Source organism: Oleiagrimonas sp. MCCC 1A03011, from assembly GCF_003267965.1.
Taxonomy (GTDB): domain Bacteria; phylum Pseudomonadota; class Gammaproteobacteria; order Xanthomonadales; family Rhodanobacteraceae; genus Oleiagrimonas; species Oleiagrimonas citrea.
The window spans coordinates 30,309-52,277 of record NZ_MSPY01000009.1 but is presented as its reverse complement, the minus strand read 5'-3'; the positions used below and the strand labels follow the sequence as shown (position 1 = coordinate 52,277).

The window sequence follows — 21,969 nt, the reverse complement described above, 5'->3', positions numbered from 1 at the left end:
CGGCAGGTAGACAGTGGACTCAGCCTTCCAGCGCACGTTGCACGATGTCGGCGAGGTCGCGCGACAATGCATGCTCCGAGGCCAGGGAGGCGAGCGCCTCGTGAGCGGCCTCGCGGCGCATGGGTTCGAGTCGCCGCCAGCCGTTGAAGGCATTCGCCAGCCGGGCCGCGACCTGCGGGTTCAACGCATCGATCTCGGCCAGTTTGGCGGTCAGGAAACGGTAGCCCGCGCCGTCTGCGCGATGGAACCCGGTCGGATTGGCCCGTGAGAACGAACCCAGCAGTGCGTTGACCCGGTTCGGATTGCGCAGGGTGAAGGCGCTGTCGTCCAGCAACGTCTCCACGCGTTGAAGCGTTTCCGTGCCGGGGATCTGCGCCTGCACGGCAAACCACTTGTCCATGGCCAGCGGCTGGGTGTGGTGACGTTCCCGGAACGCGGCGGCGGCCGCATCCGCGTGCGGTCCCTGCAAAAGGGTGTGCAGAGCCAGCAGGCGATCGGTCATGTTGCCGGTCTGTGCGAGCAGCGCTTCCGCGCGCCGCAGCGCGGCATCCGGGCGCACGCAGAACAGTAGGCGAAGTATGGTCTTCTTCAGGCGACGGTGGGCCTGCGAGACCGGGTCGAGATCGTCGCTGGCTACCGATTGCAGCGCGTCATAGCGATCCTCGAGACGCTCACCGCCGATGCGGCGAGCAAGGTGGTCGAGTAGCGATTCACGGGCGGCGTGCACGGCCTCGGGGTCGACATCCTGCTCGATACGCTCGGCCAGTTCGATCTCCGAGGTCGGCATCAGCAATTCAGCGAGCAGCGCCGGATCGATATCGGCGTCCTCGAACAGCCCGCACAGGGCATCGCACCATGCCTGCAGCGCGGCCGAACTGGTTTCCCCGCCAAGCATCGCATCGAAGGCGCGGCCGGACAGTTGCTGGCCCGCCGCCCAGCGGTTGAATCCGTCGGGATCGGCGCGCAGCAGCGTGGCCAGGTCCTCGGGTACGTAATCGTGTTCCAGTACGACCGGCGCGGAAAAACCGCGCAGCAGCGAAGGAATGGGCGCTTCCGGTACGTTCTCGAAGACGAACTGCTTTTCGGCGCCGTCCAGCTCCAGCACGCATTCGCGGCTCGGCACGCCTTCTTCGTCCCGCAGGTGCAGCGGCAGCATGTGACCGCCGCGATCGAACAGGGCCATGCGGACCGGAATCGGCACCGGGTGCTTGTGCGGCTGTCCCGGCGTGGCCGGCGTGCGCTGGTGCAGCGTCAGCGTGTAACGGCGTTGCGAGGCGTCGTACTCGCCCAGCGCACGCAGGCGTGGCGTGCCGGCCTGACCGTACCAGGCAAGATAGGGCGTGAGATCCATCCGGTTCGCTTCGCCGAGGGCGGCAAGGAAGTCCTCGATGGTGGCGGCCTCGCCGTCGTGACGGTCGAAGTACAGGTCCATGCCCTTGCGGAAGCGCTCGGCGCCGAGGCGGCCGGCGATCATGCGCACCAGCTCGGAACCCTTTTCGTACACGGTGGCGGTGTAGAAGTTGTTGATCTCGCGGTACTCGCTGGGCCGCACCGGATGCGCCAGCGGGCCGGCGTCCTCGGTGAACTGCGCGCGGCGCAGCAGCGAGACATCCTCGATGCGCTTGATCGAGGGCGAGTTCATGTCCGCCGAGAAGCTCTGCTCGCGGAACACGGTGAGACCTTCCTTCAGGCTCAGCTGGAACCAGTCGCGGCAGGTGACGCGGTTGCCGCTCCAGTTGTGGAAATACTCGTGCGCGACGACCGCCTCGACGTGCTGGTACTCGCTGTCCGTGCTCATGTCGGGCGTGGCCAGCAGGTACTTGGCGTTGAAGATGTTCAGGCCCTTGTTCTCCATCGCGCCCATGTTGAAGTCATGGGTGGCGACGACATGGAATACGTCCAGGTCGTAGTTGCGGCCGTAGGTCTCCTCGTCCCAGCGCATGGAGCGCTCGAGCGCGTCCATGGCGTAGCCGCACTGATCGATGGCGTCGGCCTCGGCCCACAGATTCAGCGTCACGTCGCGGCCATCGGCGGTGCGGTAGTCGCGGCTGATTTTCTCCAGGCGTCCGGCGACCAGCGCGAACAGATAGCTGGGCTTGGGATGCGGATCGACGAAGCGCGCCCAGTGGCGGCCGTCTTCCAGTTCGCCGGCGCCGTCCGGGTTGCCGCCGGCCAGCAGCACCGGGAAGCGCGTGCGGTCGGCGCGAAGGGTCACGGTGTAGGTGGCCAGCACGTCCGGGCGGTCGGGAAAGAAGGTGATGCGGCGGAAGCCCTCGGCCTCGCACTGGGTCAGCAGGAAGCCGGCCTCGGACGAGCCGGACAGATACAGCCCCTCGAGCTTGGTGTTCTCGGCCGGCTTTACCCGCACCAGCGTTTCCACGACGCTGCCGTCGCGCACGCCGTCGACCTCCAGCGCGTCGTCGTGCTGGCGGTAGCGGTCTTTGTCGAGTGTCTCGCCGTCCAGTTTGAGTTCCAGCAGCTCCAGATCCTCGCCATCCAGACGCAGCGGGCGCTGACCGTCGCCGTGCACAGTCAGCCGTGTGCGAATGCGGCTCGAGGCGATGTCGAGATCGACCTCCATCTCGACGCTGGAAACGCGCCAGTCGGGTGCGGCGTAATCGGACAGTCGGACGGGCAGAGCAGAAGCGGACATGTGCAGTCAGGGGGTGTGGGTGAGGGCCGCAAAGGCTAACATGGCAGGCATTTACAAACACTTAGGAAGCCCATGTCCGTATCGTCCGAAGGTCGAATCGCGAATCTGCCGACGCTGGCCGATGTGCGCACTGCCGCCGCGCGGCTGGCGGGGCGGGCGCGGGTCACGCCGATCCTGCGCAGCGAGGTGCTGGATGCCGCGGCCGGTGCGCGACTGCATTTCAAATGCGAGCATCTGCAGCACAGCGGCGCGTTCAAGTTCCGCGGCGCGTGCAACGCGGTGTGGTCGCTGGACGAGGCGCACGCCGCGCGCGGGGTGGTCACGCATTCGTCCGGCAATCACGGCCAGGCGCTGGCGCTGGCGGCCGCCTCGCGCGGTCTGCCCGCGCACGTGGTGGTACCGGAGGGCGCGGTGCGGGCCAAGGTCGAGGCCATTGAGGCCGCCGGCGCGCGGATCTACCGCTGCGCGCCGACCCAGGCGGCGCGCGAGGCGGAGGCCGCTCGCGTCGCGGATGCCACAGGCGCGACCCTGGTGCATCCCTACACCGACTCGCGCGTGATCGCCGGGCAGGGCACCGTGGCGCTGGAGTTGCTGCAGGCTGTGCCGTCACTGGACACGCTGCTGGTGCCGGTCGGCGGCGGCGGACTGGCCGCGGGCTGCGCGCTGGTCGGGCGCGGGATCGCCCCGAATCTCGCTCTGCTGGCGGCCGAACCGGCCGGCGCGGACGATGCCGCGCGTTCCCTGCGTGCCGGGCGGCGCATCGCCGACGTGGTGCCCGAGACCGTGTGCGATGGCCTGCGCGCGACCGTCGGCACGCCCAACTTCGACATCCTCAAGGCGTGCGGGGTCGCGGTGCTCACCGTGACCGACGCGCAGGTCCTGGCAGCCATGCGCCTGTTATGGCGGGAGTTGCGCCAGGTGGTCGAGCCGTCCAGTGCCACGGTGCTGGCGGCGATTCAGGCGCACCCTGAAGTCTTCGCCGGCCGTGAGGTGGGCGTAGTGTTGACCGGCGGCAACGTCGATCTGGATGCGCTGCCTTTCGGCTGAGACGGCGCGTTCCAGTCGGCCGGCACGCACCATGCATCCAGACGCGGCGCCCCTGCGTATCTGTGCCGTGCCCTCCCGAGTGCGGGAGCGGCGATGACACAAGAAACAGGGGTTGCCCATGATCCATCATTCGTACGATTACATGCTCGTTCTGATGTCCTACGTGGTGTCCGTGCTCGGCTCGTTCACTGCACTTCGCCTGATGGCAGGCATCCAGGACGTGCACGACAAGGCCCAGCGCTGGAAGCGTCTGGTCCTGGCCAGTCTGGTCGTCGGCGTCGGCGCCATCTGGGCGATGCATTTCATCGGCATGCTGGCGCTGAAGATGCCGGTCACTGTGGACTACGATCCCATTCTGACAGCCCTGTCCGCGCTGGTGGCCGTGGTGGCGTGCCTGATCGGGCTGTCGCTGACTTCGCGCGGTGACCATTCGCGGCTGAACCTGCTGACGGCCGGCACCTACATGGGCATCGGCGTGGCCGCGATGCATTACATGGGCATGGCCGCCATGCGCATGCCCGCGACCACGGTCTACAACGGCGCCATCACCTCGCTGTCGATCCTGATCGCGGTCGTGGCTTCGGTGGCGGCTCTGTGGATGGCCTACAAGCGCAGCAGCGCGCTGCAGTCGATGTTCGGTGCGCTGGTGATGGGCCTGGCGGTGTGCGGCATGCACTACACGGGCATGGCCGCAGCGCGTTTCGTGCTGATTGGCAAACCGGATACGGCCGGCGCCCACAGCATCGACAGCCTGTACCTCGGTCTGATGGTGTTCGGCGTCATCGTCACGATGCTGGTCGGCGTCCTGATCGCGGCGTTGAAGAACCGCCAGGTGCTCGCCATCGATCACTGAGCGAACGCGGCGGACGGGCCGGCCGCAGCGGCGGCCGCGCCTGTCGTCCGCGCGGCGGGCCGGGTAGGCTTGGCGTTCCGAATCAGGAGCGCCGCCCATGAAACGCTGCCGCTGGGCCGAAAATAGCGCCATCGAGCGCGACTACCACGACACCGAGTGGGGCACGCCGCTGCACGACGACCGCATGCTGTTCGAGTTCCTGTGTCTCGAGGGCGCGCAGGCGGGGCTGTCGTGGCGCACCGTGCTGGAGAAGCGCGCGCACTACCGCGAGGTCTATCGCGATTTCGACATCGCCCATGTGGCCGCGATGAGCGACCGCGATCTGGAACGGCTGCTGCGCGATCCGGGCATCATCCGCAACCGGCTCAAGGTCAACGCCATGCGCGAAAACGCCCGCGCCGCACTGCGCGTGATCGACGAGGAAGGCAGCCTGGACCGCTACCTGTGGTCGTTCGTCGACGGCGAGCCGGTGCGCAATCGCTGGAAGCAGCACAGTGATGTCCCCGCCAGCACGCCGGTGTCCGAACACATGAGCAAGACGCTGAAGAAGCGCGGCTTCCGCTTCGTCGGCCCGACCATCTGCTACGCCTTCATGCAGGCCACGGGCATGGTCAATGACCACTTGGCCGGTTGCTTCCGTCACGCGCAGGTGGCCGAAGGCTGAACGGCCCCGGCGCTCATTGCGCAATCTGCGGGGGTCGTCACGCTATCGCGTTTCGTTCGCGTGCCGTTTTGCCGAAATCCCGATTCGGTCAGGGAACGTTCGGTTTCTTCGGCTTAGAACACGGGGTCACGGAAACAAGGCAGCCGCCAAGTACGGTTGCCAGGCCGCAGGACAGGCCCCGATGACACCACACATGACGGGAGCGGGAACATGCATACACGAGGACATGCCGGCAGGAAGCTGCTGGTTGCTGCGCTGACGGCCCTGCTGGCCAGTGGCGCGGCCTTCGCCGACGACGGCGGCGGCGCCACCACGACCGATACCGCCGGCGGTACGCGAATCGTCACCCAGTACACGACGCTGGCCGGCTCGGACAGCAACGCTCAGGCTCTGGTCGACGGTCTGCGCAACGGTACTGACATCACCCTGAGCACCGACACCACCGCCAGCGACGGCACCACGACCACGTCGGACACCACCTTCACGCCGGCCACCGGCGCGATGGGTTACGGCAACGTCAACATCAGTCTGGCGCTGGCACAGGCCGACCTGGCCGCTGCCGGCATCACCGATCCGACTGCCGATCAGCTGGAAGCGGCGCTCAACGGCGGCACCGTCACGCTGGACGATGGCAGCACCGTCGACCTCCAGGGCGTGCTGGCATTGCGCGCGTCCGGCCAGGGCTGGGGGCAGATCGCCCAGACGCTGGGTGTGAACCTGGGCGCCGTGGTTTCGGCGTCGCACACCACGCACAGCCAGGCCGGCATGACGCACGGCAAGCCGGACGACGTGGCCGCGAAGATGTCCGATCACGCCCACAGCATGGCGTCCGCGAGCCGTCCGACGCGCCCGGACGTCGCGCAGCGGCCTGAGCGCCCGGATCGTCCCGATCGCCCGAGCAGGCCGGACCGTCCCGAACGTCCGGAGCGCCCCGACCTGCCCGATCACGCGGGCCGTCCGGGCGGTTGATCGCGCCTTCGCGCGATGCATCCATCGTCTCCCCTGAAGTACCGGCCGGGCGCTCTGCGTCCGGCCGCACCACCCCCCGAAGGACAGAATCATGATCCGCATGCGGACGCTTAGTCTCGGCCTGCTGGCCGCATTCGTCGCGATGCCGGCGCTGGCCGGCACGCCCAGCTTCACCGCCGGCGCCGACTACACCTCCGGCAAATACGGCACCGACACCACCACCGACATCTGGTCGGTGCCGCTGACGTTCGGCTACGACACCGGCAAGTGGCGCTTCAAGCTGACCGTGCCCTACATCCACATCTCCGGCACCGGCAACGTCGTGCCCGGCGTGGGCAAGGTCAACAATGGCAATCCGCGGGGTCTGGGGCGCGGCAACGGCAATGCGGGTGGCGGCACCACGACGACGACCACGCAGACCAGCAGCAGCGCTTCCGGGCTCGGCGACGTGGTGGCGAAGGCCAGCTACAACCTGTTCTACGACCAGACCGACCGCTTCGGCATGGATCTGGGCGCGAAGGTGAAGTTCGGCACCGCCGACGAGAACAAGGGCCTGGGCACGGGCAAGAACGACTACGGCCTGAACCTGGACGCCTACAAGGGCATCGGTCACTGGACCGTGTTCGGCGGCGTCGGCTACATGAACTACGGCAGCTCGCAGTACATCAAGCTGAAGAACGGTGCCAACGCCAACGTCGGCGCGAGCTACCGCTTCAGCAAGTCGGACAGTCTCGGCGCGTACTACTACTACCGCGAGCGCATCGCCGACGGCGGTTACGCGCAGAAGGAGCTGACCGGCTACTGGAACCACAACCTCGACGACAGTCTGCGTCTGCAGGCGTATGTCATGACCGGTTTCTCCGATGGCAGTCCCGACTGGGGCGGCGGCGCGTCGCTACGCTACATGTTCTGAGAAATCGTTCGATTTGCACGGATCACGGACGGGCGCCTTCGGGCGCCCGTCTTGTTTTCCGGGTTCAGCGTTTGCGCCGCGAGCCGCGCAGCTGATCGAGCGAGAAGCTGGAAATTGTCCCTGGCACCATTTTTTGGCAGGTTTGAGCGGTGCGGAGCGCCAACGCAGGTGTTGTTGGTGTTTGCGTGCAGTGAAGTCACTACACGCGACTGCAACCGCGCCCCATAGTGGACGGTCACGTATAGTGCGGCGTCGCAAAAATTGTCCCTGGCACCATTTTTACCATTTTTAACGCTGGCACCATTTTTAATTGCGGACGGTCTATGGCGTCGATCCTTGGCGGATTCAGGCGCGATTCTATGGCATTTCTTTGGGTTATGTGAGATGTAAGCTATTAGTGCTGCATCGCAGGCTTTAGGTTCGTGGCCTTGATGCACATGAGCGTATGAATCGAACCTATTTCTACTATTTTGGAGTTAAGTGGTGAAATCAAAGACTGATATGTACGAAGAAAAGTGCGATGCAATTGAGGATTACTTGCAACGGGAGTTTCCTCTGGCAACTATCGAGCAAGGCCAAGTAGATTGTGATCGTGGCTATAGGTTGAGAGAAGGAAGCACGCTATACCATCTGAAGGTGGGGCGCGATTTTATCCAAGACCACAGCGTAGAAAAAATGCTAGATCTGTTCAATTACTGGATTCTCAGCACGCTTCTCCGAGATAACTCACCGCTAGGGGTACTTGTATCAAACACCTCACGTCCATCGACATACTAATATCGGTATGCGTAAGCATCAGGCAAGGGTATGAACGTCCATCTCTGTTCGGAGGCTGCCCACGCAGGCAGAACGAAGGGCAAACAGGCTGCAAGGGGCTGTTGTCGACCCCAAGCGGCCGGCCGCATGTAGCTGTATAAACCAAGCATGTGACCCTCTGCTCCGATGCGGTGATGCCAGAACCAGAGCATCGTCGCGCATGCAAGTCGGACTCTCCGTGCTTACAGTAGGGGAACTGGACGACATCGTGTCAGGACCCATATGACCGAGCGAGCTTCTTGGTTCACGGCAAGACAATCCGATGGCACCGACATGGCGCCAGAGCTACTTCGCTTCGGCGAAACTATCGGGCTGGAGCGCGTCGCGCGTGGGCGGTACAGCCTCTTGCTCTTGCTTGGCCTGTTCGGAGGTGCGCAATCTCGCACGCAAAATCCTGCCAAAATTGTTAGAGAGATCGAAGTATTGGAAGGGCTTCGTGAGGCAAGCAACCTCAAGTCCGAAGCACAGTTTGATCGAGTCCCACTCAAGGGGCTGTGGCACAAGCACTATCTCCAGGATGGCCTTTCGTCTATGGCGCGAAATCTGCGCAAGGGGATGTATAGGAACGGCCTTCCGTGGCTTGAGCAACAAGTTGCCGCAGCGGAGGCTTCCGGGGAGGAGAGATTCCTGTCAGCGGAAGACTGCGCGCGGATCGCACATGACGCGGTCGTGAGCAACTGGGAGAGGCTCGTCCAGGATTCGGCACTCACCGGCGAGTGGCTGATTTATGCGAAGCATCAGGGCAAGAACTACTATCTTTGCCTTGGAGAACATACGGCTGGCGATGCGGTATTGCGGCAACAGATCAACACCGTCTGTCTCCAGGAGTTCCCGTTTCTCTCGCAAATACTTCATCCGCTTGCCAAATAACCGGGATATACATCAACCCCGTCATTGAGCGGACGTCTTTGAGTTGGCTGCTTGACCTGAAGGCCACCGTTCAGGTCAAGCATTGAGCTGAGGCTTCTGGCCGGAGGCTGCTCTTGCAGGCCGAGCGAAGGGCGAGCAAGCTGCAAAGGGCAATTGTCGGCCCGAAGTTGACGTTCATGGACCCGGTTCTCAGTCAGGCTATACGCTTGGTTGTTAGCCGGACCCGGCACAGATAAGCTCCCTTCAGGACAAGGAGTTACCTCATAATTTCTTGGCGCGATCATCTATGAATAACTGGACCCACGGGCCCGTGTTATTCAGCGGTTAAGCCAACTCGGGAAGTTTTATATATCTCATGACTCATGATAAGCAGAAGCCGATAGTGGAGAATTTCCACAAAGCCACCACTTTACTCGCAGAAAAGTTAGTGGGTGAAACTTCGGATAAATTTTCGACATTTCCATTTGTGGCAAAAGTAGATAGTGGTCATTATGCATTGTTCGTTCCAGGCGTAAACCCGAACATAGCAAATTACGATTACATACACGCCTTTATCGTTAATGCTGGACTCACCCTTGAGTTAAAGCTAAAGCACCTTCATATGCTGGAAAATAAAAAGACGCCAAGAGGTCACAACCTTCTTACCTTGTTTAATGAACTTGGGGAGGACACGAAAGCCTTCTTAAATAACCATGTGGAACAGCAAACCAAAAACTCCAGCGCGCATTTAGCGATAACAGAAGCTGCAAAAATAAATCTCAACATATCAATTTCTTGGAAGGCTGGTCTTATGCTTCAGAAGTCTTCATATGCGTTTGAGCGCTGGCGTTATGCATATGAAGCGCAAAACGATGGATCATGGTTTTACGGCTACATTGAGCTATATAGAGCACTCGACGCTCGTATAAAGTTGGTCTAATAGTTTTTTCACGGCGGACAGCTATGCCGCCGCTTAACTCAGCGTTGACCGTCCGCTTCTGGCCGTTTCCGGTCATATATTGAAGGCCATAAGCAAATGACACGGGCACTATCTGTCTCACGTATTCACGCTCGTCAGGTGGGCAACGTTTTACATACCTCTGGCGCTCTTGAGTGGGTTGTGCCGTCTGTGATGGTTGGAACCACAACCTGGACGAAGATCTACGCCTGTAAGTCCTCGTCATGATCGGGTTCCCGGACGGCAGCCCGAATGGGAGTGGTGACACTTCGCTGCACCGGATGCTCTGAACCCCGCCCCGGCTGCGGGACTGGCAGGCGGCATCTTCGTAAGCCGGCTTGAGCTTGGTTTTCTTAGCGCTTGCGCCGCGAGCCGCGCAGCTGGTCGAGCGAGAAGCTGGCGATTTCGCCGCCGCCCGCGGCGCGGCGCGACTGCCCGCTGGGCGGTCCCCAGGCGTGCGCGGTGACCACTTCCCAGGTGGCGGGGATGCGGCCGTCGGTGTTGCGCATGGCTTCGTAGTGGTCGAGCATGCGCTTCCAGCGGGCCTTGCCGGTCAGGCCGCGCGGGCGCGCGCTGTCGGCGTGGGTCGCGCCCAGGCCTTTCAGATCACGCGCCAGGTCGGCCGGTTCGGCGTAGGTCAGCGTGTAGCGGTCGACGTCCAGCACTGGATCGCGCAGGCCGGCGTTGATCATCGCGTCGCCCAGGTCGTGCATGTCCAGGAATCGGCCCACGTGCGACTGCTGGTCGGTCTCGGCCCAGGCCGCGCGCAGTTCGCGCAGCGTGTCGGGGCCGAAGGTGGTGACGGCCATGAAGCCGCCGGGCTTGAGCACGCGCACGAATTCGGCGAACAGCGCGGCGAGGTCGTCGCACCACTGGATGCACAGATTCGAGTGCAGCAGGTCGATGGAGTGATCGGCCAGCGGCAACTGCGTGGCTTCGCCGGCCACGCGTGCGAAGCGTCGACGCCAGCGGCTGTGGCGCGCGGCCTGCTGCAGCATCGGCACGGCCAGGTCCACGGCGATGACGTCGGCCTTCGGATAGCGCTGCTTCAGCAGCGCGCTGCCGCGGCCGGTGCCGGCGCCGAGGTCGAGCACGCGCTGTGGCGTCTCCAGATAGAAATCGAGACGGTCGTGCAGGGCGTCGAGCACTTCGCGCTGCAGCACGTCGTGCTTCTCATAGGTGGTCGCGGCGCGACCGAAGGCGCGGCGCACATGTGCGCGGTCGAGGTGGAAGTCGCTCATGCCGACGCTCCTTCCAGCAGCGGGGCCAGTGCCTCGACGACCTGGTCGGCAAAACCGATGAAGGCGGCATGGCCGGCGCGGGGAATGTCGATGTAGCGGCCCTCGCATTGCTCGGCCGCCCAGGCCATGGCCGCGCCGGGCACCAGGCGGTCGCGGTGGCCGGAGATCCATACGCTGTCCTGCTCCACGGATGCCAGCTCGGCGCGCAGGTCGCTGTGATCGAGCAACGCCAGGCCCTGCTTCAGCACGCGCTTGTCTGGTGCGCCATGCGCGAACACCAGCGCGCGCAGGTTGCGGATCTCCTCGCGCGCGTGCTCGCTGCCCATGGCTTCCAGCGCCAGGAAACGATCCAGCGTGGCCTTGTAATCCTGGTCGAGATCGTCGCTGAACTGCTCGAACACGTCCGGCTCCATACCGTACGGCCAGCCGTCCTTGCGCACGAAGCATGGTGTGCTCGAAAGCATCGCCAGACCGCGCACGTGATCGGGATGACGCAGCGCGCCGGTCAGCGCGATCAGGCCGCCCATCGACCAGCCCAGCCACACGGCGGGCGGCGTGGCCTCGGCGATGGCGCGGGCGCAGGCCTCGGGTTCCAGCAGCAGCTCGCTGTCGCGCGAACGGCCGTGGCCGGGCAGGTCGACCACGTGCATCGTGCAGCGGTCGTCGAGCGCCTCGATCAGCGGTTCGAAGACGTCGCCGTGCATGGCCCAGCCGTGCAGCAGGACGAGCTGGGTGTCGCCGCGACCGCGGGTTTGGATGAACAGAGAGGACATAGCCGATTATGATACCGAGAGGTGAACGGGCCGGCGTCGTGCGCGACGTGCGCCGGCGCATGGGGACGGGTGTCGACATGCGGTCGATCCCGGTGATGAGCAGCGTTTCAACAGGGGGAACACGACATGGCCAGTTGCGATCAGTGCGGTCGCCTGATTCTGTTCGGCGGCAAGCGCAGCGGTGACCGCGTGTACTGCGGTGCGCGGTGTGCGAGTTACGACGCGGAGATCGCCCTCGGGCGCAGTCTCCCCGACGCGCAGGTGCGCGAGGTGATGCAGCGCTGGCGCAACGAACCGTGTCCGCAGTGCAACGGGCCGGGACCGGTCGATCTGCGCGTCAGCCACAAGGTGCATTCGTTCGTCTTCATGACGCAGTGGAGCAGCCCGCAGGCGATCTGTTGCCGTCACTGCGCGCGCAAGCGGCAGCTCGGGCACGCGGTCTATAGCCTGCTGCTGGGCTGGTGGGGTTTTCCGTGGGGCCTGGTGATGACGCCGGTCCAGGTGACGCGCAACCTCAAGGCCCTGTTCGGCGACCAGGCCGCGCAGGCGTCCACGCCCGCATTCGAGCGCGCGGTGCGCCGGATCATGGTGCGGCAGTTGCAGGCGCAGCATCAGCAGGAATCCGAGGCAGGGTCGGCCTGAGTTTTGCGCGGCAGCGCGGCGAGGGCATCGAGCAGGCGGTCGACGTCGTCGTCGCGGTGCGCGGCGGACAGCGTGATGCGCAGCCGCGCCTGGCCGTCCGGCACGGTCGGCGGGCGGATCGCGCCGACCAGGAAGCCGGCCTGTTCCAGCGCGGTCGCGGCGGCGCTGGCGCGTTCGGCGTCGCCCAGCAGCAGCGGCTGGATCGGCGTGGTCGACGGCATCAGCGGCAGACCGAGCTGGGCCGCGCCGCTGCGGAAGCGTTCGATTAGTCCGTGCAGCCGTTCGCGGCGGTCGTCCGCGGCGCGGGCGATGCGCACGGCTTCCAGCGTGGCCGCGGCCAGCGCCGGCGGCGGCGCGGTGGTGTAGACGAAGCTGCGCGCGAACTGCACCAGCCCGTCGATCAGCGCGGCCGAACCGGCGACGAATGCGCCGCCCGTGCCCAGCGCCTTGCCCAGCGTGCCCATCAGGATCGGCGCGTCGTCCTGCGTCAGCCCCGCGTCGGCGAGGCTGCCCGCGCCCTGCGGGCCGAGCACGCCGAGGCCGTGCGCGTCGTCGACCATCAGCGTCGCACTTTCGCGACGGCACAGCGCGGCCAGCGCGCGCAGCGGCGCGATGTCGCCGTCCATGCTGAACACGCCGTCGGTCGCCAGCAGCGCGGCGTCATTCGGGTGCGTGGCGAGCTGGCGAGCGGCGGCGTCGACGTCGGCATGCGGATAGCGGCGCAGGGTGGCGGCGGTAGCGCGCGCGCCGTCGATCAGGCTGGCGTGGTTGAGTTTGTCCTGCAGACACAGGCCCGGCTGGCGCGTGTCGGTGCGTCCCAGCAGCGCCTGCATCACGCCGAGGTTGGCCATGATGCCGGTGGAGAACAGCAGCGCGCGCTCGCGCCCGGTCCATGCGGCGAGCGTTTCTTCCAGTTCGGCATGCGCGCGGTGATGGCCGCTGATGAGGTGCGCGCCGGTGCTGCCGACGCCGTGTTCGGCGGCGGCGCGTTGCAGCGCGGCGATCACGTCCGGGTGCGCGGCCAGGCCCAGGTAATCGTTGCTGCAGAACACGATGAACTCGCGACCGTCGAGGCGACAGCGGCCCGCCGCTGTGTGCTCGGCGGCACGCAGGCGGCGGTGCAGGCCGCGTTGCACACGTTCCTGCGTGGCATGGGCCAGCTGATCGAGCAGGTTGGGGCGGTTCATGCGCGGGCTCCGGCGCTGTTACATTGCCGGTCACGCGCGCACGGGGCGTGCAACGGGAGCCGTACATCGTGACATGCCGTCATGCCTTGATCTGTTTGATGCTGGCGCTGTTCGTCGCGTCCGGCGCGCAGGCATCGTCCGCGACGGGCGATCTGGCCGGCTACCGTCTTCAACGGCAGACGCGCGTGCAGGGCGTGGCCGACAATCTTTCGGGACTGGCCTACGACGCCCGGCACGACCGGTTGCTGGCGGTGGTCAACAATCCGTCCACCTTGCTGGTGCTCGACACCGACGGGCGCATGTTGCGTCGTATCGCGCTCGACGGTTTCGAGGACACCGAGGGCGTGGCGCTGCTCGCCGACGGTCGCGTGGCGGTGACCGAGGAAGGTCGCAACCAGATCGCGATCTTCGCGCTGCCGCCGAAAGGCATCGACCGCGCCCGGCATCGGGATGCACGTATTTTCCGGTTGGATCTGTTCGCGCATGGCAACGACGGCTATGAAGGGTTGGCCTACGACGCGCGTCACGATTGCTTCTGGATGGTCAAGGAGCGCCGTCCGCGCGGCTTGTTCCAGTTGTGCGGCCTGCTCCGTGGCGGCACGGTGCAGGCGATCACCGACCACAGCGCATGGCTGAAGGTCGCGCATCCGGGCAAGGACCTCTCCGGCATCGAGTTCGACGCGGCCAGCGGGCATCTGCTGTTGCTCAGCGACGAGTCCCGGCGTGTCACCGAGATCGCGCGCGGCGGCAAACGGATCGCGCGCCGCGCGCTGGACCAAGCCCATCCGCCGCAGCCCGAAGGCATCGCCGTGGACGGACACGGACATCTCTACATCGTCAGCGAGCCGAACCTCTTCTACCGTTACGGGCGCGACTGACACGGCGCGGCTTCACGCCGCCGATTCGGCGCGCGCCTCGCAGGCCGGCTCGACAATGTCGGCGTGTACGGTCTCGGAGGTCTCGGTGACCTGCAACGGCTTCAGGTCCAGGCGCTCGAACAGCTTGCGGTCGCGCTCGGCTTCCGGGTTCGAGGTGGTCAGCAGCTTCTCGCCGTAGAAGATCGAGTTGGCGCCGGCGAAGAAGCACAGCGCCTGCATCTCGTCGTGCATCTGCTCGCGGCCCGCCGACAGGCGCACCATCGAGTCCGGCATCATCAGGCGAGCCACGGCGATGGTGCGCACGAACTCGAACGGGTCCAGCGCCTCGGTGCCGGCCAGCGGCGTGCCTTCGACCTGCACCAGCATGTTGATCGGCACCGACTGCGGATGTTCGGGCAGGTTGGCCAGCGTCTGCAGCAGGCCGGCGCGCTGGCTGCGCGACTCACCCATGCCGACGATGCCGCCGCAGCAGGTCTTCAGGCCGGTGTCGCGCACGTGTTCCAGCGTGTCCAGGCGGTCCTGGTATTCGCGGGTCTGGATGATCTCGCCGTAGAACTCCGGCGCGGTGTCCAGGTTGTGGTTGTAGTAGTCCAGGCCGGCGTCCTTCAGCGCCTGCGCCTGTTCGGCCTTGAGCATGCCCAGCGTGGCGCAGGTTTCCAGGCCCAGGCCCTTCACCGCGCGTACGATCTCGGCGACCTTGGGAATGTCGCGGTCCTTCGGCTCGCGCCACGCCGCGCCCATGCAGAAGCGGCTGGCGCCGGCTTCCTTGGCGGCCTTGGCGCGTTCCAGCACGGCGTCCACGCTCATCAGCTTCTGCGCCTCGACGCCGGTGTGGTAGCGCTGCGCTTGCGGGCAGTACGCGCAATCCTCCGGGCAGCCGCCGGTCTTGATCGACAGCAGCGTCGACACCTGCACCGCGTTCGGATCGTGGTGCGCGGCGTGCACGGCATGCGCGCGCGCCAGCAGGTCGTTGAACGGCAGGGCGAACAGCGCGGCGACTTCCTCGCGCTTCCAGTCGTGGCGAATCTCGGCGGACATGGACGGTTCCGGTGTCGGGAAAGGCGACAAGTGTCGGAAGCGCGCCCGAGGCTGTCAACTTGAACGCTGCGTATGGAGTTGACAGTGCGGCACTTGGGAGGTCGCCGGCAAGCCGCTAGGATCGAACGATCCCACCATTACAGAGAGAGGAGTCACCCATGAGCACCGGACAAGGCAGCGCCGGCAACGTCATCGCCGCACTGTGCAGTTTCTTCATCCCCGGCCTCGGCCAGCTTTTGCAGGGGCGTGTGCTGATCGCGCTGGTCATGTTCGTGCTGGCCGCCGTGCTGTGGTGGTTCCTGCTGGGCTGGATCATCCACCTGTGGTCGATCATCGATGCGGCGTTGTTCAAGCCGAAGCGGTAGGCGTATGGAAGAACGCCGCCAGCCCTCATTGCGGTCCAAGCTCGCCGGAATTTCCCCTCAGTGTGGACGAAATGAGTTCAAGGATGGAACTTTCAAAAGATCAAACTGATTCGGTGTCACTTGCAGCGCTTGCTGCAGATGCAGGGGTACGCCTTCGGGCAGGGCAGTACGATTGGCTTGCTTCCTCGTACGGTTACGCGTTGGCATACGATCGCCCGATCCCCGATGCGATTCAGCAGGAACTTCAGGCTTCTCTGGACGAGTTGGGCGCAACGTCGCTCGTGAAGTCGGACCTCCCACCGAGGACATCGGTGGCGTATTTCAAGCCGGGTGAGTCGTTCTTGTTTGCCGTGGCAACATGTGAATTGCCTACGGATGCTTCGGGTTCGGTGCAGCTGGAATTGATCGTCACGATCAGGGATGACCGAACATATTTATGTATCGAGGGGATTAGTGCGCAATTCTGAAATTTGCATATTGCGCTTTTGATTGGAACGACAAAAAGGGTATGGCATGGAAGCCTTGAACCATCTGCGCCGAGTCGGCGCGCATCTTTCACTTCGTCTGCTGCCGCCTCGCTGTCTGCTCTGCGGCGCGCCCGGCGACAGGCTCGATCTGTGCGCGGCGTGCCGCGAGGACTTGCCGGTCAATACCGTATGCTGCGCACGCTGCGCGTTGCCGCTGGAGCATCCGGCGGCGCAGTGCGGCGCGTGTCTGCGGCGGAAACCGCGCTGGGATGCGGCATGGGTGCCGTTTCGCTATGCGTGGCCGCTGGATCGGCTGGAGGCGCGTTACAAGTTTTCCGGGCAGCTCGCCGCCGGGCGCACGCTGGCGGAACTGTGGGCGCAGCGCACGCCGCCGGCGAAGCCGCAGTGGATCGTGCCGGTGCCGCTGCATCGTCGTCGGCTGCGCGAGCGCGGCTACAACCAGGCGCTGGAACTGGCGCGCGTGCTGGCGCGGCGGCAGCGCGTGCGGCTACGGCATGACGTGCTGCGGCGGGTACGGGCAACGCAGGCGCAGACCGAACTCGATGCCACGGCGCGTCGGCGCAACGTGCGCGATGCCTTCGAATTGCGTCTGACCGCGAAGCTGCCGGCGCACATCGCGGTGGTCGACGACGTGATGACCACGGGCGCGACGCTGTCCGAATGTGCGCGGGTGCTGAAACGTGCCGGCGTGCAGCGCGTCGACGTGTGGGCGCTGGCCCGCGCGCCGCTACCGGGGCAGCGCTGAGCGAGCGATACGTCCTGACGCTTTCGGTGCCGATACCACAAGGGCGGTAACGGCAGAAGCACGGCCAGACAAGACCGTCTGGATGCGGGCGGCGTGCGCGCCCGCACCGATTTCTGTGCGCAATGGCGCGCATCGCGCCATTGTGATGGCGATGCCTACGCGGGTCAGCGGATCGCCAGCGCGATGGCCAGCCCCATCCACAGCGCGAAGCCGACCCAGTTGTTGTTGCGGAAGGCGTGGAGGCAGGGCATGCGCTCGCGCCCGCGGATCAACCACTGCTGCCACACCATCAATCCGCTGGCGGCGACGACGCCCAGCCAGTACGGCCAGGCCAGCTGCGCGCGGTGGCCGACCATGACCATCGCCAGCAGGAAGGTCGCCATCAGGATCGCGACGATCACGCGGTCGAGCTCGCCGAACAGGATCGCGGTGGATTTGGCACCGACCTTCAGGTCGTCCTCGCGGTCGACCATCGCGTACTCGGTGTCGTACATCGTCGACCACACCACGTTGGCCAGGAACAGCAGCCAGGCCATCGGCGGCACGTGGTTGGCGACGGCGGCGAAGGCCATCGGGATCGACCAGCCGAAGGCCGCGCCCAGCACCACCTGCGGCAGGTGCGTGTAGCGCTTGGTGAACGGGTAGATCGCCGCCAGCGCCGCGCCGCCGAAGGACAGCTTGATGGTCAGCGGGTTGGTCAGCAGCACCAGGCCGAAGGCGACCAGCAGCAGCACGAAAAACACGGTCAGCGCGCGCTTCGGCGTGATGCGTCCGGCGGCGATGGGCCGCTCGCGTGTGCGCTGCACCTGCGCATCCAGCTTGCGGTCGGCGTAGTCGTTGATGGCGCAGCCGGCCGAACGCATCACGAACACGCCGAGGGTGAAGATCAGCCACGGCTTCCACGGCGGAAAATCCATCGCCGCCAGCCACAGCGCCCACCAGCAGGCCCACAGCAGCAGTAGCGCGCCGACCGGGCGGTCCATGCGCGTCAGCACCAGCATGTCGTAGGTCGGCGCGCGCCAGCGCTCGGGCAGGCACTTGAGCAGCCAGCCCAGCACCTGGCCGGCGCGCTGCGAGCTGTCTTCGGTGCGTTGGACGCTGGTGCGCGCACGCGGCGGGACGCGCGGCGGCGGACGGCGGCGGGGAGCGGGGCGTGGCGGACGATTCATGCGCGCAAGTGTAGCGTGCGCCGCGCGGCATTCGAGCGGGTTCTGTCACGAGCCGGTCAAGCGTTCCGTGCTAGCGTCGAGGTACGACTCACGGAACGAGCAGACCCATGCCACGACACCTCGATCACATCGCGCTGATGGTGCGCGATCCGATGCGCACCGCCACCTGGCTCGGGACCCTGTTCGACGATGCGCGGGTCACGCCGGGCGAAGGCGACCATGACACGCGCGTGCATCTGGGCGGCGTCTGTCTGGCGCTGGTGGCGGGCGAGCCGCCGGCGAAGACCAACGGCGACCACATCGCCTTCGCGGTCGACGCGGACGAGTTGGCGACGTGTGCGCAGCGGCTGAAGACGCAGGGGCGCTGCGTGCAGCTCGCTCGTGGCGAGACGGCGTTGTACTTCACCGACGACGACAATCACGTGTTCGAGCTGGATGTCGTGGCCGAGGCCAGATAGATACGGCGCATCCGCGTCACGCCGCGTGCGATTCAGGCGACTCGCTGCAGTGCTCGACTTGCAGCACGTCGACCAGCTTGCGGGTCTGGTTGAGAATCTGCGTCAGCCTTGCGGCATCGCCGTGGACGGTCAGGGTCAGGCGCGAGACGGCGGGGTCGCGGGTGGCGGCCACATGCAGGCTGTCGATGTTGTGGCCGCGCGCCGAGAACAGTCCAGCCACGCGCACCAGCGCGCCGACTTCGTTCTGCAGCAGGATCGAGAGCGTGTGTTTCATGGTGTTCTCCGTCGGAAGGCTTCCGTCAGAACATGGCGGTGACCGACGGCGCGTTGTCGCCGTCCGCGTCGCGCGAGGGGATGAAGTCGCCGGTGATCATCTGCGCGTAGCGCGCGCCGGGGCCGATCATCGGGTAGACGCCGGCATCCGGGTCGATCATCACTTCAAGAAAGGCGGGGCCGTCGAAGGCGAGGAAGTCGGCGACAGTGGCGGCCAGTGCGCGCGGGTCGTCCAACCGTTTGGCCCATGTGAAGCCGTCGGCCTGCACGGCCTGGATGAAATCCTTGCGGTGCAGGCTCTTGTCCGAGGCCATGAAGCGACCGCGATAGAACAGCTTCTGCCACTGCCGCACCATGCCGTCGCCGCAGTTGTTGAGCACCACGATCTTCACCGGCAGGCCGTAGGTGGTGACGGTTTCCAGCTCGCCCAGGTTCATGCGGATGCTGGCGTCGCCGTCGATGTCGATGACCAGCGCGTCGGGCCGCGCGCACTGTGCGCCGACGGCGGCGGGCAGGCCGAAGCCCATCGTGCCCATCGAGCCGGAGGTCAGCCAGTGGCGCGGTTCGCGGAAGTGCAGGTACTGCGCCGCCCACATCTGGTGCTGGCCGACGCCGGTGGTGATGATGGCGCGGCCCTGCGTGTGGCGGTTGATTTCCTCGAGCACGGCGTAGGGCTGGATCAGCGTGTGCTCGCGGTCGTAGTTCATCGCGTGGCGCGATTTCAGCGCGGCGACGTGCGCGTGCCAGTCGCCGACGTCGAGCTGCACGTCGTGCGCGCGGCCCCAGGCGGTCAGCTGTTCGAGCGTTGGCGTCAGGTCGCCGACGTGGTGCCAGTCGACGGTCTTCACCTTGTCGATCTCGGCCGGGTCGATGTCGATCTGGGCGAGGAACTTCGCGCCCGGCGCGAAGGCGTCGGGCACGCCGGCGACGCGGTCGTCGAAGCGCGCGCCGAGTGCCAGCAGCAGGTCGCAGTCCTCGACTGCGTAATTGGCGTAGGCGGTGCCGTGCATGCCCAGCATGTGCAGCGCCAGCGGGTCGGTGGTGTCGATGCCGCCGATGCCCATCAGCGTGGTGACCACGGGCACGCCGAAGGCTTCGACGAAGGCGCGCAGCGCGGGCGCGGCCTCGCCGGCGATGATGCCGCCGCCGGCGTAGATCAGCGGCCGCTTGGATGCCTTGAGCGCGTCGAAGAAGGCGCGGCAGGCGTCGCCGGCGAGTCCGCCGGTGGCGCTGGTGGCGATGCGCGCGCGGTAGCCGGGCAGCGGCAGCTCGCCGTCGCCACGGAAGGTCAGTGCGGCGTTCTGCACATCCTTGGGAATGTCGACGACGACCGGCCCCGGCCGCCCGCTGCGCGCCAGCGTGAACGCGGTGCGCAGCGTGGCCTCCAGACGGTCCGGATCGGTGACCAGGAACACGTGCTTGGCGCAGGCGCTCATGATGTTGGTGATCGGCGCTTCCTGAAACGCGTCGCTGCCGATGGCGGCGGTGCCGACCTGGCCGCAGATCACCACCAGCGGAATCGAATCGGCCATGCAGTCGCGCACCGGCGTCACCGTGTTGGTTGCACCCGGTCCCGAGGTGACGATGGCGACGCCGACCTTGCCCGAGGCGCGTGCGTAGCCGGCGGCCATGAAGCCCGCGCCCTGCTCGTTGGCCGGCACCACCAGCGGCAAGGGTTCTTTGCCATCGGTGTCGGCGTGCTCGGCGTTGTGGCGGAAAATGGCGTCGTACACCGGCAGGATGGCGCCGCCGGAATAGCCGAAAAGCACGTCCACGCCCTCGCCGGCGAGCACCTGCACGACGATGTCGGCGCCGGTCGTGGCGGGCGTGGGGGCGGGCTGTTCGGCGGGCAAAGCGGAAGCGTTCACTGCAAATTCCCTGGATCTTCGAAACCAAGGGCCGGCCTCCGCGCGGGAAGCCGGCCCGCGCATCAGCCGGCTTTCTTCATCGGTTCGCCGGTGGCGGTCGCGGCCTGCTTGTCCTTGTGCAGCCAGGCCATGCGCGAGCGCAGCTGCGCGCCGACCTTCTCGATCGGATGCTCCAGATCGGCCTGCTTGAACTTTTTGTAGTTGGGCAGACCCGCGTCGTATTCGGCCGTCCATTCGCGGGCGAAGGTGCCGTCCTGGATCTCGGTCAGCACCTGCTTCATGCGCGCCTTGGTGGCCTCGTCGACGATGCGCGGACCGCGCGTGTAATCGCCGTACTGCGCGGTCTCGGACACGAATTGCAGCATCTTCGCCAGGCCGCCCTCGTAGAACAGGTCGACGATCAGCTTCAGCTCGTGCATCACCTCGTAGTAGGCGATCTCCGGCTGGTAGCCGGCTTCGGTCAGGGTCTCGAAGCCCTTCAGCACCAGCTCGCTGGCGCCGCCGCACAGCACCGCCTGTTCGCCGAACAGGTCGGTTTCGGTCTCTTCCTTGAAGTCGGTCTGGATGAGCATGGCGCGCGCGCCGCCGATGCCGGCCGCGTAGGCGCGCGCCTTGGCTTCGGCCTGGCCGGTGGCGTCCTGCGCCACGGCGACCAGGCAGGGCACGCCGCGACCGCGCTGGTATTCGCTGCGCACCAGCGCGCCGGGGCCCTTGGGCGCGACCAGGTTCACGTCGATGTCCTCGCGCGGCACGATCTGGCCGAAGTGCACGTTGAAGCCGTGCGCGAACAGCAGCGCCGCGCCGGGCTTGATGTGCGGCGCGATGGCTTCCTCGTACAGCTTCGGCTGGGTCATGTCCGGCGTCAGCACGGCGACGAGGTCGGCGTCCTTGACCGCGTCGGCGGGCGTGGCGACCTTCAGGCCGTCGTCCTGCGCGCGCTGCCAGGACGGACCGCCCTCGCGCGCGCCGACGATCACGTCGAGGCCGGACTCATGCAGGTTCAGCGCGTGCGCGCGGCCCTGGCTGCCATAGCCGAGGACGGCGATGCGGGCGTCTTTCAGAAGGTCGGTGGTGGCGGTGCTCATGGTGTTCTCCAGTGAAGTGCGGATCGATGCGGGGTCG

Annotated in this window: 22 protein-coding genes; 13 read left to right on the top strand and 9 right to left on the bottom strand. The window is 65.9% G+C overall.

Annotated features, from left to right (window positions below):
• Positions 1-19: 19 nt before the first annotated feature.
• Entirely contained in the window at positions 20-2,653 is a 2,634-nt protein-coding gene (pepN, locus tag BTJ49_RS14235; RefSeq protein ID WP_113066093.1) for an aminopeptidase N, read from the bottom strand.
• A gap of 72 nt (positions 2,654-2,725) precedes the next feature.
• Here pepN and BTJ49_RS14230 point away from each other — a divergent pair, with 72 nt between their 5' ends.
• The 7 genes from BTJ49_RS14230 (at position 2,726) to BTJ49_RS15580 (ending at position 9,704) form a co-directional block, all read left to right on the top strand.
• The gene (locus BTJ49_RS14230) at positions 2,726-3,700 is read left to right on the top strand and encodes a pyridoxal-phosphate dependent enzyme (protein WP_113066092.1); all 975 of its coding nucleotides are present in this window, start codon (positions 2,726-2,728) and stop codon (positions 3,698-3,700) included.
• Between the two features lie 118 nt (positions 3,701-3,818).
• Positions 3,819-4,553 carry an MHYT domain-containing protein gene (locus BTJ49_RS14225; protein ID WP_240601847.1) on the top strand — a complete coding sequence of 245 codons (735 nt, stop codon included), beginning with the start codon at positions 3,819-3,821 and terminating at the stop codon, positions 4,551-4,553.
• A gap of 97 nt (positions 4,554-4,650) precedes the next feature.
• Positions 4,651-5,217: a DNA-3-methyladenine glycosylase I gene (locus BTJ49_RS14220; RefSeq protein WP_113066090.1), complete on the top strand. Its 567-nt coding sequence runs from the start codon at positions 4,651-4,653 to the stop codon at positions 5,215-5,217.
• A gap of 210 nt (positions 5,218-5,427) precedes the next feature.
• Positions 5,428-6,186: a hypothetical protein gene (locus BTJ49_RS14215; protein WP_113066089.1), complete on the top strand. Its 759-nt coding sequence runs from the start codon at positions 5,428-5,430 to the stop codon at positions 6,184-6,186.
• A gap of 91 nt (positions 6,187-6,277) precedes the next feature.
• A complete protein-coding gene (locus BTJ49_RS14210) occupies positions 6,278-7,099 on the top strand; it encodes a transporter (protein WP_113066088.1) in 822 nt (273 codons plus the stop codon).
• 1,038 nt (positions 7,100-8,137) lie between these two features.
• The gene (locus BTJ49_RS14205) at positions 8,138-8,785 is read left to right on the top strand and encodes a hypothetical protein (protein ID WP_206098430.1); all 648 of its coding nucleotides are present in this window, start codon (positions 8,138-8,140) and stop codon (positions 8,783-8,785) included.
• Positions 8,786-9,140: 355 nt separating this feature from the next.
• Positions 9,141-9,704 (top strand): hypothetical protein, encoded by a 564-nt coding sequence (locus BTJ49_RS15580; RefSeq protein ID WP_146742353.1) that lies wholly within the window; start codon positions 9,141-9,143, stop codon positions 9,702-9,704.
• Between the two features lie 371 nt (positions 9,705-10,075).
• Here the strand turns inward: BTJ49_RS15580 and bioC are convergent, their stop codons facing one another.
• Both bioC and bioH read right to left on the bottom strand, forming a co-directional pair.
• Entirely contained in the window at positions 10,076-10,963 is an 888-nt protein-coding gene (gene bioC, locus BTJ49_RS14200; RefSeq protein WP_113066086.1) for a malonyl-ACP O-methyltransferase BioC, read from the bottom strand.
• Complete coding sequence (gene bioH, locus BTJ49_RS14195) at positions 10,960-11,736, bottom strand: pimeloyl-ACP methyl ester esterase BioH (protein WP_113066085.1); 777 nt, start codon at positions 11,734-11,736, stop codon at positions 10,960-10,962. Before bioH ends, bioC begins: the two co-directional genes overlap by 4 nt.
• Before the next feature lie 126 nt (positions 11,737-11,862).
• On the opposite strand from bioH, the gene BTJ49_RS14190 reads away from it, so the two are divergent.
• A complete protein-coding gene (locus BTJ49_RS14190; RefSeq protein ID WP_113066084.1) occupies positions 11,863-12,378 on the top strand; it encodes a hypothetical protein in 516 nt (171 codons plus the stop codon).
• On the opposite strand, the gene bioF is transcribed toward BTJ49_RS14190, so the two are convergent.
• On the bottom strand, positions 12,348-13,565 hold the full coding sequence (gene bioF / locus BTJ49_RS14185) for an 8-amino-7-oxononanoate synthase (RefSeq protein WP_113066083.1): 1,218 nt from the start codon (positions 13,563-13,565) through the stop codon (positions 12,348-12,350). The two genes, BTJ49_RS14190 and bioF, sit on opposite strands and share 31 nt — an antisense overlap.
• A gap of 68 nt (positions 13,566-13,633) precedes the next feature.
• Between bioF and BTJ49_RS14180 the strand changes: the two genes are divergently transcribed.
• A complete protein-coding gene (locus BTJ49_RS14180) occupies positions 13,634-14,443 on the top strand; it encodes an SdiA-regulated domain-containing protein (RefSeq protein WP_146742352.1) in 810 nt (269 codons plus the stop codon).
• Positions 14,444-14,455: 12 nt separating this feature from the next.
• On the opposite strand, the gene bioB is transcribed toward BTJ49_RS14180, so the two are convergent.
• The gene (bioB, locus tag BTJ49_RS14175) at positions 14,456-15,481 is read right to left on the bottom strand and encodes a biotin synthase BioB (RefSeq protein ID WP_113066081.1); all 1,026 of its coding nucleotides are present in this window, start codon (positions 15,479-15,481) and stop codon (positions 14,456-14,458) included.
• Between the two features lie 158 nt (positions 15,482-15,639).
• On the opposite strand from bioB, the gene BTJ49_RS14170 reads away from it, so the two are divergent.
• The 3 genes from BTJ49_RS14170 (at position 15,640) to BTJ49_RS14160 (ending at position 17,079) form a co-directional block, all read left to right on the top strand.
• Complete coding sequence (locus BTJ49_RS14170) at positions 15,640-15,846, top strand: hypothetical protein (protein WP_113066080.1); 207 nt, start codon at positions 15,640-15,642, stop codon at positions 15,844-15,846.
• Between the two features lie 83 nt (positions 15,847-15,929).
• Positions 15,930-16,313 (top strand): hypothetical protein, encoded by a 384-nt coding sequence (locus BTJ49_RS14165; protein ID WP_146742351.1) that lies wholly within the window; start codon positions 15,930-15,932, stop codon positions 16,311-16,313.
• A 46-nt stretch (positions 16,314-16,359) separates the two neighbouring features.
• A complete protein-coding gene (locus BTJ49_RS14160) occupies positions 16,360-17,079 on the top strand; it encodes a ComF family protein (protein ID WP_113066078.1) in 720 nt (239 codons plus the stop codon).
• Between the two features lie 164 nt (positions 17,080-17,243).
• On the opposite strand, the gene ubiA is transcribed toward BTJ49_RS14160, so the two are convergent.
• Positions 17,244-18,248 carry a 4-hydroxybenzoate octaprenyltransferase gene (gene ubiA, locus BTJ49_RS14155; protein ID WP_113066077.1) on the bottom strand — a complete coding sequence of 335 codons (1,005 nt, stop codon included), beginning with the start codon at positions 18,246-18,248 and terminating at the stop codon, positions 17,244-17,246.
• A 107-nt stretch (positions 18,249-18,355) separates the two neighbouring features.
• On the opposite strand from ubiA, the gene BTJ49_RS14150 reads away from it, so the two are divergent.
• On the top strand, positions 18,356-18,706 hold the full coding sequence (locus BTJ49_RS14150) for a VOC family protein (RefSeq protein WP_113066076.1): 351 nt from the start codon (positions 18,356-18,358) through the stop codon (positions 18,704-18,706).
• Positions 18,707-18,722: 16 nt separating this feature from the next.
• On the opposite strand, the gene ilvN is transcribed toward BTJ49_RS14150, so the two are convergent.
• The 3 genes from ilvN to ilvC all read right to left on the bottom strand — a co-directional run bounded on the left by ilvN (position 18,723) and on the right by ilvC (position 21,932).
• Positions 18,723-18,980, bottom strand: a complete 258-nt coding sequence (gene ilvN / locus BTJ49_RS14145) for an acetolactate synthase small subunit (protein WP_113066075.1) — start codon at positions 18,978-18,980, stop codon at positions 18,723-18,725.
• Between the two features lie 25 nt (positions 18,981-19,005).
• The gene (gene ilvB, locus BTJ49_RS14140; protein WP_240601846.1) at positions 19,006-20,847 is read right to left on the bottom strand and encodes a biosynthetic-type acetolactate synthase large subunit; all 1,842 of its coding nucleotides are present in this window, start codon (positions 20,845-20,847) and stop codon (positions 19,006-19,008) included.
• A gap of 62 nt (positions 20,848-20,909) precedes the next feature.
• Entirely contained in the window at positions 20,910-21,932 is a 1,023-nt protein-coding gene (ilvC, locus tag BTJ49_RS14135; RefSeq protein WP_113066073.1) for a ketol-acid reductoisomerase, read from the bottom strand.
• Between the last annotated feature and the right edge of the window lie 37 nt (positions 21,933-21,969).

Excerpts from the sequence above, each read along its gene's own strand:
- BTJ49_RS14210 (WP_113066088.1), top strand. The coding sequence starts at position 6,278 with ATGATCCGCATGCGGACGCTTAGTCTCGGCCTGCTGGCCGCATTCGTC.
- ilvC (WP_113066073.1), bottom strand. The coding sequence starts at position 21,932 with ATGAGCACCGCCACCACCGACCTTCTGAAAGACGCCCGCATCGCCGTC.
- BTJ49_RS14150 (WP_113066076.1), top strand. The coding sequence starts at position 18,356 with ATGCCACGACACCTCGATCACATCGCGCTGATGGTGCGCGATCCGATG.
- BTJ49_RS14215 (WP_113066089.1), top strand. The coding sequence starts at position 5,428 with ATGCATACACGAGGACATGCCGGCAGGAAGCTGCTGGTTGCTGCGCTG.
- BTJ49_RS14225 (WP_240601847.1), top strand. The coding sequence starts at position 3,819 with ATGATCCATCATTCGTACGATTACATGCTCGTTCTGATGTCCTACGTG.
- BTJ49_RS15580 (WP_146742353.1), top strand. The coding sequence starts at position 9,141 with ATGACTCATGATAAGCAGAAGCCGATAGTGGAGAATTTCCACAAAGCC.
- BTJ49_RS14190 (WP_113066084.1), top strand. The coding sequence starts at position 11,863 with ATGGCCAGTTGCGATCAGTGCGGTCGCCTGATTCTGTTCGGCGGCAAG.
- ilvN (WP_113066075.1), bottom strand. The coding sequence starts at position 18,980 with ATGAAACACACGCTCTCGATCCTGCTGCAGAACGAAGTCGGCGCGCTG.
- BTJ49_RS14205 (WP_206098430.1), top strand. The coding sequence starts at position 8,138 with ATGACCGAGCGAGCTTCTTGGTTCACGGCAAGACAATCCGATGGCACC.
- BTJ49_RS14230 (WP_113066092.1), top strand. The coding sequence starts at position 2,726 with ATGTCCGTATCGTCCGAAGGTCGAATCGCGAATCTGCCGACGCTGGCC.
- bioC (WP_113066086.1), bottom strand. The coding sequence starts at position 10,963 with ATGAGCGACTTCCACCTCGACCGCGCACATGTGCGCCGCGCCTTCGGT.
- BTJ49_RS14165 (WP_146742351.1), top strand. The coding sequence starts at position 15,930 with ATGGAACTTTCAAAAGATCAAACTGATTCGGTGTCACTTGCAGCGCTT.
- bioB (WP_113066081.1), bottom strand. The coding sequence starts at position 15,481 with ATGTCCGCCGAGATTCGCCACGACTGGAAGCGCGAGGAAGTCGCCGCG.
- BTJ49_RS14170 (WP_113066080.1), top strand. The coding sequence starts at position 15,640 with ATGAGCACCGGACAAGGCAGCGCCGGCAACGTCATCGCCGCACTGTGC.
- bioF (WP_113066083.1), bottom strand. The coding sequence starts at position 13,565 with ATGAACCGCCCCAACCTGCTCGATCAGCTGGCCCATGCCACGCAGGAA.
- ubiA (WP_113066077.1), bottom strand. The coding sequence starts at position 18,248 with ATGAATCGTCCGCCACGCCCCGCTCCCCGCCGCCGTCCGCCGCCGCGC.
- BTJ49_RS14220 (WP_113066090.1), top strand. The coding sequence starts at position 4,651 with ATGAAACGCTGCCGCTGGGCCGAAAATAGCGCCATCGAGCGCGACTAC.
- BTJ49_RS14160 (WP_113066078.1), top strand. The coding sequence starts at position 16,360 with ATGGAAGCCTTGAACCATCTGCGCCGAGTCGGCGCGCATCTTTCACTT.
- bioH (WP_113066085.1), bottom strand. The coding sequence starts at position 11,736 with ATGTCCTCTCTGTTCATCCAAACCCGCGGTCGCGGCGACACCCAGCTC.
- pepN (WP_113066093.1), bottom strand. The coding sequence starts at position 2,653 with ATGTCCGCTTCTGCTCTGCCCGTCCGACTGTCCGATTACGCCGCACCC.